The sequence below is a fragment of the Delftia sp. DT-2 genome, assembly GCF_028401915.1.
Lineage (GTDB): Bacteria > Pseudomonadota > Gammaproteobacteria > Burkholderiales > Burkholderiaceae_C > Comamonas > Comamonas tsuruhatensis.
This window is the reverse complement of the sequence record NZ_JAQOTI010000005.1, coordinates 23,639-38,099: the sequence shown is the minus strand read 5'-3', so window position 1 is coordinate 38,099 and position 14,461 is coordinate 23,639. Positions and strand designations below refer to the sequence as shown.

General features: G+C 67.8%; 12 protein-coding genes. 5 read left to right on the top strand and 7 right to left on the bottom strand.

What is annotated here, in order from left to right:
• The 3 genes from PO605_RS09640 to PO605_RS09630 form a co-directional block, all read right to left on the bottom strand.
• The gene (locus PO605_RS09640) at window positions 1-2,811 is read right to left on the bottom strand and encodes a chemotaxis protein CheW (RefSeq protein WP_272206389.1); all 2,811 of its coding nucleotides are present in this window, start codon (window positions 2,809-2,811) and stop codon (window positions 1-3) included.
• A 247-nt stretch (window positions 2,812-3,058) separates the two neighbouring features.
• A complete protein-coding gene (locus PO605_RS09635; RefSeq protein ID WP_016453500.1) occupies window positions 3,059-3,622 on the bottom strand; it encodes an NUDIX hydrolase in 564 nt (187 codons plus the stop codon).
• Between the two features lie 147 nt (window positions 3,623-3,769).
• The gene (locus tag PO605_RS09630) at window positions 3,770-4,465 is read right to left on the bottom strand and encodes a fumarylacetoacetate hydrolase family protein (RefSeq protein ID WP_046982570.1); all 696 of its coding nucleotides are present in this window, start codon (window positions 4,463-4,465) and stop codon (window positions 3,770-3,772) included.
• An 87-nt stretch (window positions 4,466-4,552) separates the two neighbouring features.
• Here PO605_RS09630 and maiA point away from each other — a divergent pair, with 87 nt between their 5' ends.
• Window positions 4,553-5,218, top strand: coding sequence for a maleylacetoacetate isomerase (maiA, locus tag PO605_RS09625; protein WP_016445924.1), 666 nt, complete (start codon window positions 4,553-4,555; stop codon window positions 5,216-5,218).
• Window positions 5,215-6,108, top strand: a complete 894-nt coding sequence (locus tag PO605_RS09620; RefSeq protein ID WP_126312832.1) for a polyphenol oxidase family protein — start codon at window positions 5,215-5,217, stop codon at window positions 6,106-6,108. Before maiA ends, PO605_RS09620 begins: the two co-directional genes overlap by 4 nt.
• On the opposite strand, the gene PO605_RS09615 is transcribed toward PO605_RS09620, so the two are convergent.
• Window positions 6,028-6,372, bottom strand: a complete 345-nt coding sequence (locus tag PO605_RS09615) for a hypothetical protein (protein WP_016445926.1) — start codon at window positions 6,370-6,372, stop codon at window positions 6,028-6,030. The genes PO605_RS09620 and PO605_RS09615 overlap by 81 nt on opposite strands.
• Window positions 6,373-6,516: 144 nt before the next feature.
• Between PO605_RS09615 and PO605_RS09610 the strand changes: the two genes are divergently transcribed.
• The 3 genes from PO605_RS09610 (at window position 6,517) to phbB (ending at window position 10,661) form a co-directional block, all read left to right on the top strand.
• Complete coding sequence (locus PO605_RS09610; protein WP_272206383.1) at window positions 6,517-8,406, top strand: PHA/PHB synthase family protein; 1,890 nt, start codon at window positions 6,517-6,519, stop codon at window positions 8,404-8,406.
• Between the two features lie 123 nt (window positions 8,407-8,529).
• Entirely contained in the window at window positions 8,530-9,711 is a 1,182-nt protein-coding gene (locus PO605_RS09605; RefSeq protein ID WP_047470659.1) for an acetyl-CoA C-acetyltransferase, read from the top strand.
• A 212-nt stretch (window positions 9,712-9,923) separates the two neighbouring features.
• Window positions 9,924-10,661, top strand: coding sequence for an acetoacetyl-CoA reductase (phbB, locus tag PO605_RS09600; RefSeq protein ID WP_026062290.1), 738 nt, complete (start codon window positions 9,924-9,926; stop codon window positions 10,659-10,661).
• A 712-nt stretch (window positions 10,662-11,373) separates the two neighbouring features.
• Here the strand turns inward: phbB and PO605_RS09595 are convergent.
• The 3 genes from PO605_RS09595 to PO605_RS09585 are packed head-to-tail and all read right to left on the bottom strand — an operon-like array spanning window position 11,374 to window position 14,458.
• Entirely contained in the window at window positions 11,374-12,348 is a 975-nt protein-coding gene (locus PO605_RS09595) for an isoaspartyl peptidase/L-asparaginase family protein (RefSeq protein WP_272206381.1), read from the bottom strand.
• Window positions 12,345-13,427 (bottom strand): amino acid ABC transporter permease, encoded by a 1,083-nt coding sequence (locus PO605_RS09590; RefSeq protein WP_047218122.1) that lies wholly within the window; start codon window positions 13,425-13,427, stop codon window positions 12,345-12,347. Before PO605_RS09590 ends, PO605_RS09595 begins: the two co-directional genes overlap by 4 nt.
• A 17-nt stretch (window positions 13,428-13,444) precedes the next feature.
• Window positions 13,445-14,458, bottom strand: coding sequence for an ABC transporter permease subunit (locus PO605_RS09585; RefSeq protein ID WP_231574449.1), 1,014 nt, complete (start codon window positions 14,456-14,458; stop codon window positions 13,445-13,447).
• Window positions 14,459-14,461 lie beyond the last annotated feature (3 nt).

Sequence of the window (14,461 nt, the reverse complement as noted above, 5' to 3'; positions counted from 1 at the left end):
CTATGCCGCCTGGGCATCCCAGGCCGCCTCGCGCTCCACTGCTGCCGCGCTGCGGTCTGCGTTGGCCGCCGCGCCGCGCGAAGGCTGCAGCCGTTGCATCAATGCAGCCGGATCCAGGCACTGGATCAGCGGCAGGCCCGCGCCGGCATGCACCAGCTCCCGCACCAGGGCCGGCGTCGTGGAGGCCACGCTGAGCATGGGCGATTCCACCAGCGCGCTGGCCGGCAGCCGGTGCACGCCTTGCAGCGCGCTGACCAGCAGCCCCACGCGCAGGCCGCCGTGCTGGACCACGATGACCTGCGACTGCTCGGTGACCACGCCGGGCCGGCCCTGCAGCAGCGCGGCCAGGTCGAACACCCAGACATAGCCGCTGACGCTGCCCTGGCTGCGCCGCGCCAGCGCACCCACGCAAAAGGGCAGCCGCCCTGCCGCCACGGGCGAGATGGCGCTGGCGGGCAGGGCCTCGCAGACATCGGCCGCGCGCAGGGCCAGCAGGCTGGCGCCCACGTAGAAGCTGGCCAGTTCCACCGGCGCATCGCCGCCGCCGTGCGCGGCGAGCGCACGCGCGACAGGACGCGAGCCATCCAGCCGCGTGGCCGGCGCCAGGCGCAGGGCGCGGTTGCGCGCATCGGCATGCACAGGCCCCAGCCGCTGCAGGCTCAGGCTGACGAGGCCGGCCAGTGTGTCCTCCGTTGCGCTTTCCTTTGCATCGCGTGCCGCGCCCTGGTCCAGCCGGAACTCGCGGTAGCCTCGCCCGGCGGCCATGCCGACGATGCAGTAGTGGCCTTCGATTTCCTCGATGCTGCTGCGTACCTCTCCATCGGCCAGCGTTGCCAGCCCGGCCACGCCTTCTATGCAACTGCCCAGCGGCCGACCGCCGTGGCTGGCGGCGATGATGCGGCCGTCGCGTGCCACGTAGAAAGCCTCCATCGGCAAACGGGGCAGGCCGTGGTCTTCGGGGCCGGCGTCTTCGGACTGCTCCTGTGCAGCGGCCTGCAGCATGGCCTGCAGTTCTCGGCGCGTGTGGAACAGCAGGGCAATGCCGCCGATGGCGGGGCCCTGATCTGCGCCCTGCCCATGCCCATGTCCATTGGTGGTTGAGGGGGCGCGCAATGCGGCGTGGTAGACGTGGACGGGCAGGCCCCCATCGTCCAGCTCCTGCACGTGATAGGCCTGGGCATCGCGCAGCGCCATGGTGGCCTGCAGTGCCGAGGCCTGCACGCGCACGCCGGGTGACAGCGGCAGACCGGGTTCGTCCTCATGGCTGCAGGCCAGCACCAGGCCCTGGGCGTCATACAGCGCAATGCGCGCATAGACGGTGTACAGCGCATTGAGCTGCTCCAGCAGACGCTGCGCGGCGTCGTGTGCCTGTACCGACAGGGCCAGGCAGCCGCTGTTGTCTTGCAGCACTTTCTGCAGGCCTGGCGTCAGGGCCCACCAGCGGCAATCGTTGGCGCGTTCGTAGAGATTGCGCTCCAGCAGGTCCATCAGCAGCCGGTTCAGCGTGGTGTGCTCCTGCAGCCGCGTGGACAGCGCCGTCTCGTGCAGGCCGTGGATGGCGCGCGTGAACACGGCATGGGTCAGGTCGCCGGTCTCGCTCATCTGCTCCAGCACGGCCTGCAGCGGGTCCGGGTGGGCCGTGCCCTGCACGGGGGACTCCGGCGCCTGGCTGGCAGCCAGCACCTGGCCGTTCCAGACCACGCGGCGTATGTCGTCGGCCGCGCGTGCCATGGCGTGCAGGGGCGGGCAAAAGCCCCGGGACTGGGCCATCAGTCCTTCGGCGATGGCAGGCTCCAGTGCCTGCAGGACCTGCGGCCTTTGCTGGGTGGCGAAGGCCAGGTCCAGCGGCGCCATGACCTGGGTCTGCCAGCCCTCGGGGCCCGCATAGCCCTGGTAGGGCAGGGCGCGGGCCGTACGCACCAGATAGGTGCGGCCGGCGTGGATCAGCGGCTGCACGGCATCGCCGTGGTGCATGGGCACGCGGCTGCCGGGGGCGATCCAGTGGTCATCGCTGCTGGCAATGACCACTCCAGCCGCATCCAGCAGCAGCCCCACCTGGGCGCGCGGCCCGCCCGAGGCAAAGATGGCCTGCATCTCGGCCGCGAAGTCGAAGCTCAGGCACAGCACGCCGAGCACCGCCATGGTGCGTGGATGCAGCAGGCGCTGCGCGTAGATCAGGCGGTCTGCGCCGGGCAGCACGCAGCTGGCGCCGAAATGGCTGACATGGCCGGCCTGCTGCAGGCACTGCTGGAACCAGCCCTCGGCGCAGGGCGGCAGCGGCTTGTCGCCTGCCTGGGCGCGTGCACAGACCTGGCCCTGGGTGTCCAGCAGCAGGATGTCGTCGTAGACCGTGTACTTGGCACGGTAGGCCTGCAGGTGCAGCTGCAGCGGAGCCTGCCAGGCGTGCAGGCCGCCCGCGGCCATGTCCAGCAGGATGTCGCCATCGCCGAGCTGGGCCATGGCCTCGCACAGCACGGAATCGGCGGCCAGGAAGCCGACATCGGCCGTGCGCTCGTAGAGGCTGCGCACCAGCAGGTCAATGGCATGGCTGGACTGCATGCCCAACTGGGCCATGGCTTCCTGCGCGGACTGGGCCAGTTGCGACTGCAGCAGGCCTTGCTCCAGCTGCTCCAACCCCTGGCGCGTGTCGGTCAGCATGGACACCAGGGCCTGTCCCTGCTGCGAGGCCTGCATGCGGGCCGAAGCCTCGATGAGACGCCACATGAGCCGGATCTCGCGCAGGTCGGCGGCGTTGCGGTTGAGTTCCCGCAGGTGGGGAAGAATCAGGTCGGTGGGCAGGGATGTGGCCATGGGGCGCTCCGCAGTCAGGTTCAGGTTCGGTAAACCAACTTTTCCGCTCAGGGAAAAGCTCTATGCAAAGAGCAAGAAGGAGGCCAGTTTGTGACTAAATGTGTCTGCAAGGTGACATAGGGATGACGGACCGCCGCCTGCTCCCCGTCCGCAGCCCGTCCGGTGCCACACCGGGGCATGGCCCGGCATCACCGCAGTGCGTACGCCGGCGCCGTGCAGCACGGTGGTGCCTGGCGGCCGTGCAGGCCTACAGGCTCAGGTCGATGGAGTGCACCCGGTGCGCGTCCAGCAGGCCGGCAGCCCGGTCGGCGAAGTAGCGCTCCAGCGTCACGCGCACGGTGCGGAAGGCCAGTTCCTCCCAGGGAACATCGGCCTGCGCAAACAGGCGGGCCTCCATGGTCTCGGGGCCGGGATAGAACTGCTCGCTGCGCAGACGGGCGCGGTAGAACAGATGGACCTGGCTGACCTTGGGCACGTCCACGATGGAAAACAGCGGCCCCATCTCGATGTCGGCGCCGGCTTCCTCGTCGGTCTCGCGCTGGGCGCCGCGTGCCGTGGTCTCGGCCAGTTCCATGAAGCCTGCGGGCAGGGTCCACAGGCCCCGGCGCGGCTCGATGTTGCGCTTGCACAGCAGCACGCGGCCGTCGTCGGTCACGGGGATGGTGCCCACCACGTTCAGCGGGTTCTCGTAGTGGATGGTGTGGCAGTGCGGGCACACGGCGCGCTCGCGCGTGTCGCCATCGTCAGGAAGGCGGTAGACCACCGCCGTGCCGCAGGCTCGGCAGAACTTGATGGGGCTGCGAAAAATCATGCCGACACCATGAAAGTGAAAGCGCCGCCAGACGGAAGGCAGTAAGGCATTCCGTGCGGCGGACCGTGGGTTCAAACACAAAGGCCGGCAGGCCGGGGAGCGTGCTCCCTGCTGCCTTGCCGGCCTGTCGCCAGGCTCAGAGAAAACTCAGGCGATCTTGACGCTCAAGGGGCTCAGCCCGTCGATGCGGCCTTCCAGCAGGTCACCGCGCACCACGGCGGCCACGCCTTCGGGCGTGCCCGTCATGATCAGGTCGCCGGGCTGCAGTTCCCAGGCCGCCGACAGGTGCTCGATGGTCTCGGCAATGTTCCAGATCAGCTTGCCGATGTCGCTGCGCTGGCGGTCGGCGCCATTGACCTGCAGCGAGATCGCGGCCTTGGCGATGTCGCCGGCCTCGGCTGCCGGGGTGATGGGGCCGATGGGTGCGGCATGCTCGAAGGCCTTGCCGATGCACCAGGGTCGGCCCTGCTTCTTCATGTCGTTTTGCAGGTCGCGGCGCGTCATGTCCAGGCCCACGGCGTAGCCCCAGACGTAGTCCAGCGCATCAGCTGCCAGGATGTTCTTGCCCGCCTTGCCGATGGCCACGACGAGCTCGATCTCGTGGTGCAGGTTGGAGGTCAGCGTGGGGTAGGGCATGGTGCCCGTGGTGCCGGCCTCGACGGGCACGATGGCGTCGGCAGGCTTGAGGAAGAAGAAGGGCGGCTCGCGGCCGGTGAAGCCCATCTCCTTGGCGTGTTCTTCGTAGTTGCGGCCCACGCAGTAGATGCGGTGCACGGGGAAGCGCTCGGGGCGGCCCAGGACGGGTACGCTGGCCACGGCGGGCGGGTTGAAAACGTAGCTCATGTCGGTGTTCCTCTGGCGCCTTGTCTCTTGGGCGCCGCCGCAAGTGTGCCATGCATCGGCGCTGCTGCACGGTATGCTTTGCGGTCTATGAAGCTCCACACCTACTTCCGCTCGTCGGCCTCCTACCGCGTGCGCATTGCGCTGCAGATCAAGGGCCTGGACTATGAATCCGTACCCGTGCACCTGCTGCGCGGCGACCACAAGGCGCCGGCCTATGCCCAGCATGTCGGCGATGCGCTGGTGCCGGCGCTGGAGACCGAGGACGGCCACTGGCTGACCCAGTCCATGGCCATCATCGAATATCTCGATGAGACCCATGCCGAAATACCGCTGCTGCCGCGTGACGCCCTGGGCCGTGCCCATGTGCGCGCACTGGCCCAGATGGTGGCCTGCGAGATCCATCCGCTCAACAACCTGCGCGTGCTCAAGTACCTGGTGCGCAACCTGGGTGTCTCCGACGAGGCCAAGAGCGGCTGGTACGTGCATTGGGTGCGATCGGGCCTGGAGGCCTTCGAGCGCCAGCTGGACCTGCTGGCCGCCGAGCGCGAGGCCGCCGGCCTGCCGCCTTCGCTGTTTTGCTGGGGCGACACGCCCACGCTGGCCGATTGCTGCCTGGTGCCGCAGATCTTCAACGGCCGCCGCTTCAACGTGAGCCTGGACGGCCTGCCGCGCCTGGCGGCCATCGTCGATCGCTGCGAGGCGCTGCCGGCCTTCCAGAAGGCCCATCCCTCGGCCTGCCCCGACGCGGAATGAGCGCGGCCCGGCCTGACTCCATCCCCGGCAACCTCCCCGGCACCATCCCCGTATCCTGGCTGGTGCCCGACTGGCCCGCGCCGCCCGGCGTGCACGCGCTGTGCACCTCGCGCGAAGGCGGCGTCAGCACGGCGCCCTGGGGCAGCCTGAACCTGGGCGACCATGTGGGAGACGACCCGCAGGCCGTGCGCGCCAACCGCCAGCGCCTGCAGGAGATCGTGCGTGCGGATACGCCGGATGCCTGCGCGGTGTTCCTGCAGCAGGTGCATGGCGTGGATGTCATCGCACTGGATGCAGGCAGCGCGCAGGGCCAGGCCTTCGATGCCTGCGTGACCAGCGCCTCGGGCGTGGTCTGCACCATCATGGTGGCCGACTGCCTGCCCGTGCTGCTGGCCCATCGCAGCGGCGCCGTGGTGGGCGCGGCCCATGCGGGCTGGCGCGGTCTGGCCGGAATGCCGCCTGGCCATGCGGGTCAGCCGTTGGCAGGCGGTGTGCTGGAGTCTCTGTTCAAGCGCTTTGCCGATCAGCTCCGGACCGCGCCCGAGCAGGTGGCGCCGCAGACCCTGGCATGGCTGGGCCCTTGCATCGGTCCGCGTTCCTTTGAGGTCGGTGCCGAGGTGCGCGCTGCCTTCATCGCGCATGACGCCGCCGCCGCCGCGCATTTCACCGCCATACCTCAGGCGGGCGAGGGCACCCCCAAGTACCTGGCCAGCCTGGCCGGGCTTGCGCGCCAGCGCCTGGCGGCGCTGGGCATCACTGCCATCCATGGCAATGACGGCAGCGACGCATGGTGCACGGTGCTCAACGACTCACGGTTCTTTTCGCACCGGCGCGACGCTGCCCGCCTGGGCAGCAGCGGCCGATTCGCCGCCTGCATCTGGAAGGACTGAGGGCGCGGGCGCGTCCGGTGCGTCCGCCGTGCCCTGCGAGGCCTGCTGCTGCGCCAGCCAGGCCTGGCGCTCGGCCAGTTCGCGCGCATGGCGCTTTCGGTTGCGCGCGGGCGTACCCATGATGTAGATCACGATGGACAGCGGCAGCAGTCCATACAGTGCGAAAGTGACCAGGGCGCCGAGTATGCTGCCCGTGGGGCTGGCGGCTTCGGCCACGGCCATCATCAGCGTGACATACAACCAGGCGATAACAACGAGATACATGGTCGATTCGAAAAAGGCGCACCGGGCACGGGTTTTTGTGGAGGGCTGTGCCGGGCAACGGGGGGCTCGCCTGGGTCACAATCAAAACGGATGCCCCGCAAGCCCCAGGCTATTGCGAACGGCATCCGCGAACAAGGATGCAGCATGAATTTTGACCCACTCGCAGGCCTGCCAGGCCAACCCATCCAGCAATTCTGGAACGAGCAATGGAGCCGGACGCTGCAGATACTGCAGCAGATGGGATCACCGGGAATGCCGGGAGCACAGGGCGCGGGCATGCCGGACATGGCCCAGGCCTGGAAGGCTGCAGTCCCCGAACCCGGCGCCTTGCCCGAGAACGCGCTGTCGCTGGACCCCGAAAAGCTGCTGGAGCTGCAGCGCCAGTACCTGGACGGCGCCAAGGCCATGTGCGAGCAGGGCGGCGCCCAGGCGCTGCTGGCCAAGGACAAGCGCTTCAACACCCAATCCTGGGCCGACAACCCGCTGACGGCGGCCACCGCAGCCACCTATCTGCTCAACAGCCGCATGCTCATGGGCCTGGCCGAGGCCGTGCAGGCCGACGAGAAGACCCGCAACCGCGTGCGCTTCGCTGTCGAACAGTGGCTGGCGGCCATGTCGCCCAGCAACTTCCTGGCACTCAATGCAGAGGCGCAGAAGAAGGCCATCGAAACCCAGGGCGAGAGCCTGGCCCTGGGCGTGGCCAACCTGCTGGCCGACATGCGCCAGGGCCATGTCTCCATGACCGACGAGAGCCTGTTCACCGTGGGCAAGAACGTCGCCACCACCGAAGGCGCCGTGGTGTTCGAGAACGAGCTGTTCCAGCTCATCGAGTACAAGCCGCTGACGGACAAGGTGCACGAGCGTCCCTTCCTCATGGTGCCGCCGTGCATCAACAAGTTCTACATCCTGGACCTGCAGCCCGACAACTCGCTGATCCGCTATGCCGTCAGCCAGGGCCACCGCACCTTCGTGATGAGCTGGCGCAATCCCGACGACAGCCTGGCGCACAAGACCTGGGACAACTACATCGAAGACGGCGTGCTCACCGGCATCCGCGTGGCGCGCGAGATCGCGGGGGCCGAGCAGATCAACGTGCTGGGCTTTTGCGTGGGCGGCACCATGCTGTCCACCGCGCTGGCCGTGCTGCAGGCACGCCACGACCGCGAGCATGGCGCAGCTGCTGCTCCGGCGGCCAAGGCGCCTGCGGCCAAGCGCGCGGCTGGCAGCCGCAGCGCCGCTCGCACATCCACAGCCCGCGCCACGGCGCCGGCCGGCGTGCCGTTTCCCGTGGCCAGCGTCACGCTGCTGACCACCTTCATCGACTTCAGCGACACCGGCATCCTCGATGTCTTCATCGACGAGTCCGTGGTGCGCTTCCGCGAAATGCAGATGGGCGAGGGCGGCCTCATGAAGGGCCAGGACCTGGCATCGACCTTCAGCTTTCTGCGTCCCAACGATCTGGTCTGGAACTACGTGGTGGGCAACTACCTCAAGGGCGAAACACCGCCGCCGTTCGACCTGCTGTACTGGAACAGCGACTGCACCAACCTGCCCGGCCCGTACTACGCCTGGTACCTGCGCAACCTCTACCTGGAAAACAAGCTGGTCCAGCCCGGTGCGCTGACCGTCTGCGGCGAGCGCATCGACATGCACCAGCTGCGCCTGCCGGCCTATATCTACGGCTCGCGCGAGGACCACATCGTGCCCGTGGGCGGCTCCTATGCATCGACCCAGGTGCTGGGTGGCGACAAGCGTTTCGTCATGGGCGCATCCGGCCACATCGCGGGCGTGATCAATCCGCCGGCCAAGAAAAAGCGCAGCTACTGGCTGCGCGAGGACGGCCAGCTGCCGCCCACGCTCAAGGAGTGGCAGGCCGGCGCCGACGAGTACCCGGGCAGCTGGTGGGCCGACTGGAGCCCCTGGCTGGCCGAGCACGGCGGCAAGCTGGTCGCGGCGCCAAAGCAGTACGGCAAGGGCAGGGAATACACGGCCATCGAGCCGGCCCCGGGCCGCTACGTGCTGGTCAAGGCCTGAGGCACAATCGTTTCGATGCTGCAGCGCAATAACGCTGCGGCTTGAATGCAGGGTGCCGCTGCCGCAGCTTCGGCAGTGCGCACCCGGGCATCCCTTCAAGAGTCCAAAGAAAGGTCCGTCATCATGGAAGACATCGTCATCGTTTCCGCTGTCCGCACTGCCGTTGGCAAGTTCGGCGGCACCCTTGCCAAGATCCCCGCCACCGAACTGGGCTCCATCGTGATCCGCGAGGCTCTGAGCCGCGCCAAGGTCGGCACCGACCAGGTCGGTGAAGTCATCATGGGCCAGGTGCTGGCCGCTGGCGCAGGCCAGAACCCTGCACGCCAGGCCATGATGAAGGCCGGCATCGCCAAGGAAACCCCGGCCCTGACCATCAACGCGGTCTGCGGCTCGGGCCTGAAGGCCGTGATGCTGGCGGCCCAGGCCGTGGCCACGGGCGACAGCGAGATCGTCGTGGCCGGCGGCCAGGAGAACATGAGCCTGTCGCCCCACGTGCTGCCGGGCTCGCGCGACGGCCAGCGCATGGGTGACTGGAAGATGGCCGACACCATGATCGTGGACGGCCTGTGGGACGTCTACAACCAGTACCACATGGGCATCACGGCCGAGAACGTGGCCAAGGAAAAGAGCGTCAGCCGCGAGCAGCAGGATGCCCTGGCCCTGGCCAGCCAGCAAAAGGCCACGGCCGCACAGGACGCAGGCAAGTTCGTGGACGAAATCGTTCCCGTCAGCATTCCCCAGCGCAAGGGCGATCCCGTGGTGTTCGCGGCCGATGAGTACATCAACCGCAAGACCAATGCCGACGCCCTGGCAGGCCTGCGCCCGGCCTTCGACAAGGCCGGCTCGGTGACGGCCGGCAACGCCTCGGGCCTGAACGATGGCGCGGCCGCCGTGGTGGTGATGAGCGCCTCCAAGGCCAAGGCCCTGGGCCTGACGCCGCTGGCGCGCATCGTCTCCTATGCCACCAGCGGTCTGGACCCCGCCACCATGGGCCTGGGCCCGGTGTTCGCCTCGCGCAAGGCGCTGCAGCGCGCCGGCTGGTCTGCGCAGGACGTGGACCTGTTCGAGCTGAACGAAGCCTTCGCGGCACAGGCCTGTGCGGTGAACCAGGAGCTGGGCATCGATCCGGCCAAGGTCAACGTCAACGGCGGGGCCATTGCCATCGGCCACCCCATCGGCGCATCGGGCGCCCGCATCCTGGTGACCCTGCTGCACGAGATGCAGCGCAGCGGCGCCAGGAAGGGTCTGGCCGGCCTGTGCATCGGCGGCGGCATGGGCGTGGCCATGACCGTGGAGCGCGTCTGAAAGGCTCCGGGAAAACGTTAGCAAGCTTTCAGGGTAGATCCTAGGCTTGACTAGGGCCTGCCCGAAGAGGAGCGCAGCGCACGCGCTGCATACTAGCCATGCGAGGGGGCCGGGCCCAGAGGCTCAGGCACCCTTGGCGATAACCGGCGTCAATGTTCCGGTTGTCATGGATAGATTGATCTGAAGCAACCATTGATTGACAGGAGAGAAGAATGGCTCAAAAAGTAGCGTATGTCACAGGGGGAATGGGAGGCATCGGAACGGCCATCTGCCAGCGTCTGCACAAGGAAGGCTTCAAGGTCATCGCAGGTTGTGGTCCGTCGCGCGACTTCCAGAAGTGGCTTGACGAGCAAAAGGCGCTGGGTTTCACCTTCCATGCATCGGTGGGCAATGTGGGCGACTGGGCTTCCACCGTCGAAGCCTTCAGCAAGACCAAGGCCGAGCACGGCAACATCGATGTGCTGGTCAACAACGCCGGTATCACGCGTGACCGCATGTTCATCAAGATGACGCCCGAAGACTGGCAGGCCGTGATCGAGACCAACCTCAACTCCATGTTCAACGTGACCAAGCAGGTCGTGGGCGACATGGTGGAAAAGGGCTGGGGCCGCATCATCAACATCAGCTCGGTCAACGGCGCCAAGGGCCAGGCCGGCCAGACCAACTATTCGGCCGCCAAGGCGGGCATGCACGGCTTCACCATGGCGCTGGCGCAGGAGCTGGCCACCAAGGGCGTGACCGTCAACACAGTGAGCCCCGGCTACATCGGCACCGACATGGTCAAGGCCATCCGTCCCGATGTGCTGGAGAAGATCGTGGGCACCATCCCCGTCAAGCGCCTGGGCGAGCCCAGCGAGATCGCATCGATCATCGCCTGGCTGGCTTCGGAGGAAGGCGGCTACTCCACCGGCGCCGATTTTTCGGTCAACGGTGGCCTGCACATGCATTGAACCTGCAAGGGTTCGCACTGCAAAGGAGCCTCCGGGCTCCTTTTTTGTGGGGCAGCCCCGCGGCAAATGTCCCAGAAATGACAAAACCCGCTGAAGCGGGTTCTGTGGAAGAGGGGGTCTGCACGGAAGGCCGTCAGACCGGTGGTGTCAGAGACTGGGGCACCGTGTGCGCCAGCCAGCGCCTTAGCGCTTGCGATCGCGTTCGTCTTCGGGCCAGATGGACATGATGGCGTTCGTTTGCATGGAAACTTCTCCTGTATTGCTCTCTTAACGCGGGCTGGATTCAGCTGGTTGACAGGTTTTCAAAAAATTTTCGGAGGAAGTCGAAACTTTTTTGTGACCCGGTTTTCAGGCGCTGCGGGGACCGCGCTTGCGGTCACGGTCATCCCATGGCCAGACAGCTTGGGCCAGCGCAGCGGCTGCAAAGCGGGTCTGCAGGGCGGTGTGGGAAAAGATGTCGGTCATTGCAGTCACTCCTTTGCGTGTTCAACGCGGGGCAGTGGCGGCAGGTTGACTCAGGGATTGCCCCAGGACGCAAGCAATTGCAAGCCCGGAGGTGGTGATCTGTCAGTTTGAAGACAGATTTCTGGCGCGGTGAGAAAAAATCCGTTTCCTGACAGAGGCTTACGGGCGGGGCGGGCCAATGTCGATGCTGTTACGCCTCGTTGCCCGCAATGCGTGGGCACAGGTCAACCCGGGGTGAAAACGTCCATCAGGCAAAAATCAGGGTCACGGCAGGCGCGTCGTCCACGATGTAGCCGCGGTACATGCCGGCGCTGTTGAAGGGGCAGTGCACGCGTCCCTGGCTGTCCACGGCCACCACGCCGCCCTGGCCGCCGATGTGTGTCAGCGTGCCCCGCACTGCGGCGTCGGCTGCGAGTTCCAGGCTTTGTCCCAGGTAGCGCATGCGCGCATGGATGTCGTGCGCGATGGCTGCGCGCAGGAAATGCTCTCCGGTTCCGGTGGCCGCCACGGCGCAGGTGGTGCTGTCGGCGTAGAAACCTGCGCCCACCACGGGCGTGTCGCCCACGCGCCCGGGGCGCTTGTTGGTCAGCCCGCCGGTGGATGCCGCAGCGGCCAGGTTGCCATGCACATCGCGCGCCACGGCGCCGACCGTGCCCATCTTGCCGTTCTCGTTCAGCGGAGCAGGGGGCGCCGCCAGTCCGCTGGCGTCGTGGTCCAGCAGCGCGGTCTGGCCGGATTGCGCCTGCACCCGGCGCAGCTGTGCCAGGCGCTCGGCAGAGTCGAAGTAGCCTGCATCCATCCGCGCGAGCCCGCGCTCATCGGCAAACCGCTGCGCCCCTTCGCCGACCAGGAGCACGCACTGGCCATCGTCAAGAACATGCCGCGCCAGCGCAATCGGATTGCGCACCTGGCTGACGGAGGCGACTGCGCCGGCCCGCAGGTTGCTGCCGTCCATCAGGCCGGCGTCCATCTCGTGGCGCGCGTCGCGCGTGTAGACGGAGCCGCGCCCGGCATTGAACAGCGGGCAGTCTTCCAGGGACTGGCACGCGGCCTGGACGGCGTCCAGCGCGCTGGCGCCGCGCCGCAGCAGGGCGGCACCCGCCTCCAGCGCCTGGGCCAGCGCGGCGTGGTAGGGGGCCTCGTCGGCCTGGCCCTGGATGACGGTGCCTGCGCCGCCGTGCACGGCAATGGAAAATTTTCGGGAGTTCTGGGGCATGTTCATTGGAGTGCGTAGCGCGATTCCAGGAAGCGGCCATAGCGGGCGATGCCCAGGCCGATGAGCAGGTAGACGGCACAGACCACCATGTACATCTCCACGAAGTACGCAATCCAGTGGGGGTCGCTCATGGCCATCTTCAGGGAGCCAGTGATGTCGTAGATGTTCACGATCGCCACCAGGGAGGTGTCCTTCACCGCGCCGATGAAGTTGCTCACCGTGGGCGCGATGGTCACGCGCAGCGCCTGCGGCAGGACCACGTGGCGCAGCACCTGCACCCTGGTGAAGCCCATGGCCTGGGCCGCCATGACCTGGCCTTGGGGCACGGCCTGCAGCCCGCCGCGAAACACCTCGGCAAGATAGGCCGCGCTGAAGGCCGCCAGGCAGACGGCGATGCGGACCATGGGGTCCACCCGCCATTGCGCGGGCACCAGCATGGGCAGCACGAAGGCCCCGAAGAACAGCAGCGTGATCAGGGGCACGCCGCGCACCGCTTCGATGAACAACGTGCAGAGCACGCGCAGCAAAGGCAGGCTGGAGCGCCGGCCCAGTGCCAGCAGGATGCCCAGCGGAACGCCGGCCAGGCAGGCGATCACGGCAAGGAACAGGGTCAGCGGCAGGCCGCCCCACAGATCGCTGGGCACGGGTGCCAGACCGGCCACACCGCCCGCCATCAGCACGCCAAAGCCGGTCAACCCGGCCAGCAGCATTGCCATGCCGGCGCGGCCGAAGAAGCGCGGCAGTGCCGCCACGCCCACGCTGCCCAGCAGCCAAAGGCTGGCGGCGACGGGGCGCCATTGCTCTGCCACGGGATAGCGGCCCAGGAATACCAGGCGGTATTTCTCGCGCACCACGCCCCAGCAGGCGCCGGCCGCAGCGCGGCATGTGTCGGGGTTGGCTGCGGTTTCGGCGTCGAGCAGGCCCCAGGCCAGCAGCTTCCAGCCTGCCCACAGCGCGGCCAGCAGCAGCGTGGCGGTGATGAGCCCGGAGAGCGCATCTGGAAACAGGCTGGCGCGCAGGCGCTGTGCCAGCGGAACCCGGGGCGGGGCCACCGGCAGGGCCGGTGCGCGGAGTACGGCACTCATGGGCAGGTCTTTCCCGGCTAGCGTGTGATGAAGGCACTGCGCTGGTTGAAGGCATTCAGTGCCAGCGAGGTCAGCAGGTTGATGGCCAGGTAGACCACCGCGATGATGGTCACGCATTCGATGGCCTGGCCGGTCTGGCTCATGGCGGTGTTGGCGACCATCACCACGTCGGGGTAGCCGATGGCCACGGCCAGCGATGAGTTCTTGATGGTGCTGAGCGCCAGGTTGGTATAGGGGGGAATGATCACCCGCAAGGCCTGCGGCAGCACGACCAGGCGCAGCTGCTGGCCGCGGCGCATGCCCAGGGCCGAGGCAGCATTCCATTGCCCGCGCGGTACGGCCTGCAGACCGGCGCGCACGATTTCAGCGCAATAGGCGGCGGCATACAGGCCCAGGGCGCCCACCAGGGCCAGGAATTCAGGCGTCAGCGCCAGTCCTCCGTCGATGCCGAACATGCCCGGTTGCGGGGAACTCCAGTGCCAGCCCGCCGCGCTGTCGTACACCGGGCCGTGTAGGGCCAGCCCCGCCTTGCTCAGAAAGCCCAGGGGGCCGATGGCCAGAGGCCGGTCCACGTCGGGCAGCAGCGAAGTCAGCGCGAAATACCACAGCAGCACCTGCACCAGCAGCGGGATGTTGCGCGCCACATCGACATAGAGGCGCACGGCGCCGCGCAGCAGCGGATGCCTTGCCACTGCGGCCACGCCCAGCAGCAGGCCCAGCACGGTGGCCAGCACGAGCGCGGGCACGGCGGCGCGAACCGTGTTGGCCACGCCGGCCGCGACCGCACGCAGGTAGCTGTCGCCGGGCTCGTAGGGCAGCAGCCCTTCGGAGATGGAAAAGCCGGCCGTCTGCTCCAGAAAGCCGAAGCCCCCGGCAATGCCGCGTGCGGCCATGTTGCGGCTGGCGTTGTGCGCCAGCCAGCCCAGCAGCAAGATCAGCAGCCAGCCGATGGCGAGCTGCAAGGCCAGCCGGCCCCAGCGTGGCCGGGTGGGGGCCGGTGGCTGCCGTGCCCCGGTGTCGATGGCATTCACGGC

Excerpts from the sequence above, each read along its gene's own strand:
- PO605_RS09620 (WP_126312832.1), top strand. The coding sequence starts at position 5,215 with ATGAGCGCGGCCCGGCCTGACTCCATCCCCGGCAACCTCCCCGGCACC.
- PO605_RS09640 (WP_272206389.1), bottom strand. The coding sequence starts at position 2,811 with ATGGCCACATCCCTGCCCACCGACCTGATTCTTCCCCACCTGCGGGAA.
- PO605_RS09630 (WP_046982570.1), bottom strand. The coding sequence starts at position 4,465 with ATGAGCTACGTTTTCAACCCGCCCGCCGTGGCCAGCGTACCCGTCCTG.
- phbB (WP_026062290.1), top strand. The coding sequence starts at position 9,924 with ATGGCTCAAAAAGTAGCGTATGTCACAGGGGGAATGGGAGGCATCGGA.
- PO605_RS09615 (WP_016445926.1), bottom strand. The coding sequence starts at position 6,372 with ATGTATCTCGTTGTTATCGCCTGGTTGTATGTCACGCTGATGATGGCC.
- PO605_RS09610 (WP_272206383.1), top strand. The coding sequence starts at position 6,517 with ATGAATTTTGACCCACTCGCAGGCCTGCCAGGCCAACCCATCCAGCAA.
- PO605_RS09590 (WP_047218122.1), bottom strand. The coding sequence starts at position 13,427 with ATGAGTGCCGTACTCCGCGCACCGGCCCTGCCGGTGGCCCCGCCCCGG.
- PO605_RS09635 (WP_016453500.1), bottom strand. The coding sequence starts at position 3,622 with ATGATTTTTCGCAGCCCCATCAAGTTCTGCCGAGCCTGCGGCACGGCG.
- maiA (WP_016445924.1), top strand. The coding sequence starts at position 4,553 with ATGAAGCTCCACACCTACTTCCGCTCGTCGGCCTCCTACCGCGTGCGC.
- PO605_RS09605 (WP_047470659.1), top strand. The coding sequence starts at position 8,530 with ATGGAAGACATCGTCATCGTTTCCGCTGTCCGCACTGCCGTTGGCAAG.
- PO605_RS09595 (WP_272206381.1), bottom strand. The coding sequence starts at position 12,348 with ATGAACATGCCCCAGAACTCCCGAAAATTTTCCATTGCCGTGCACGGC.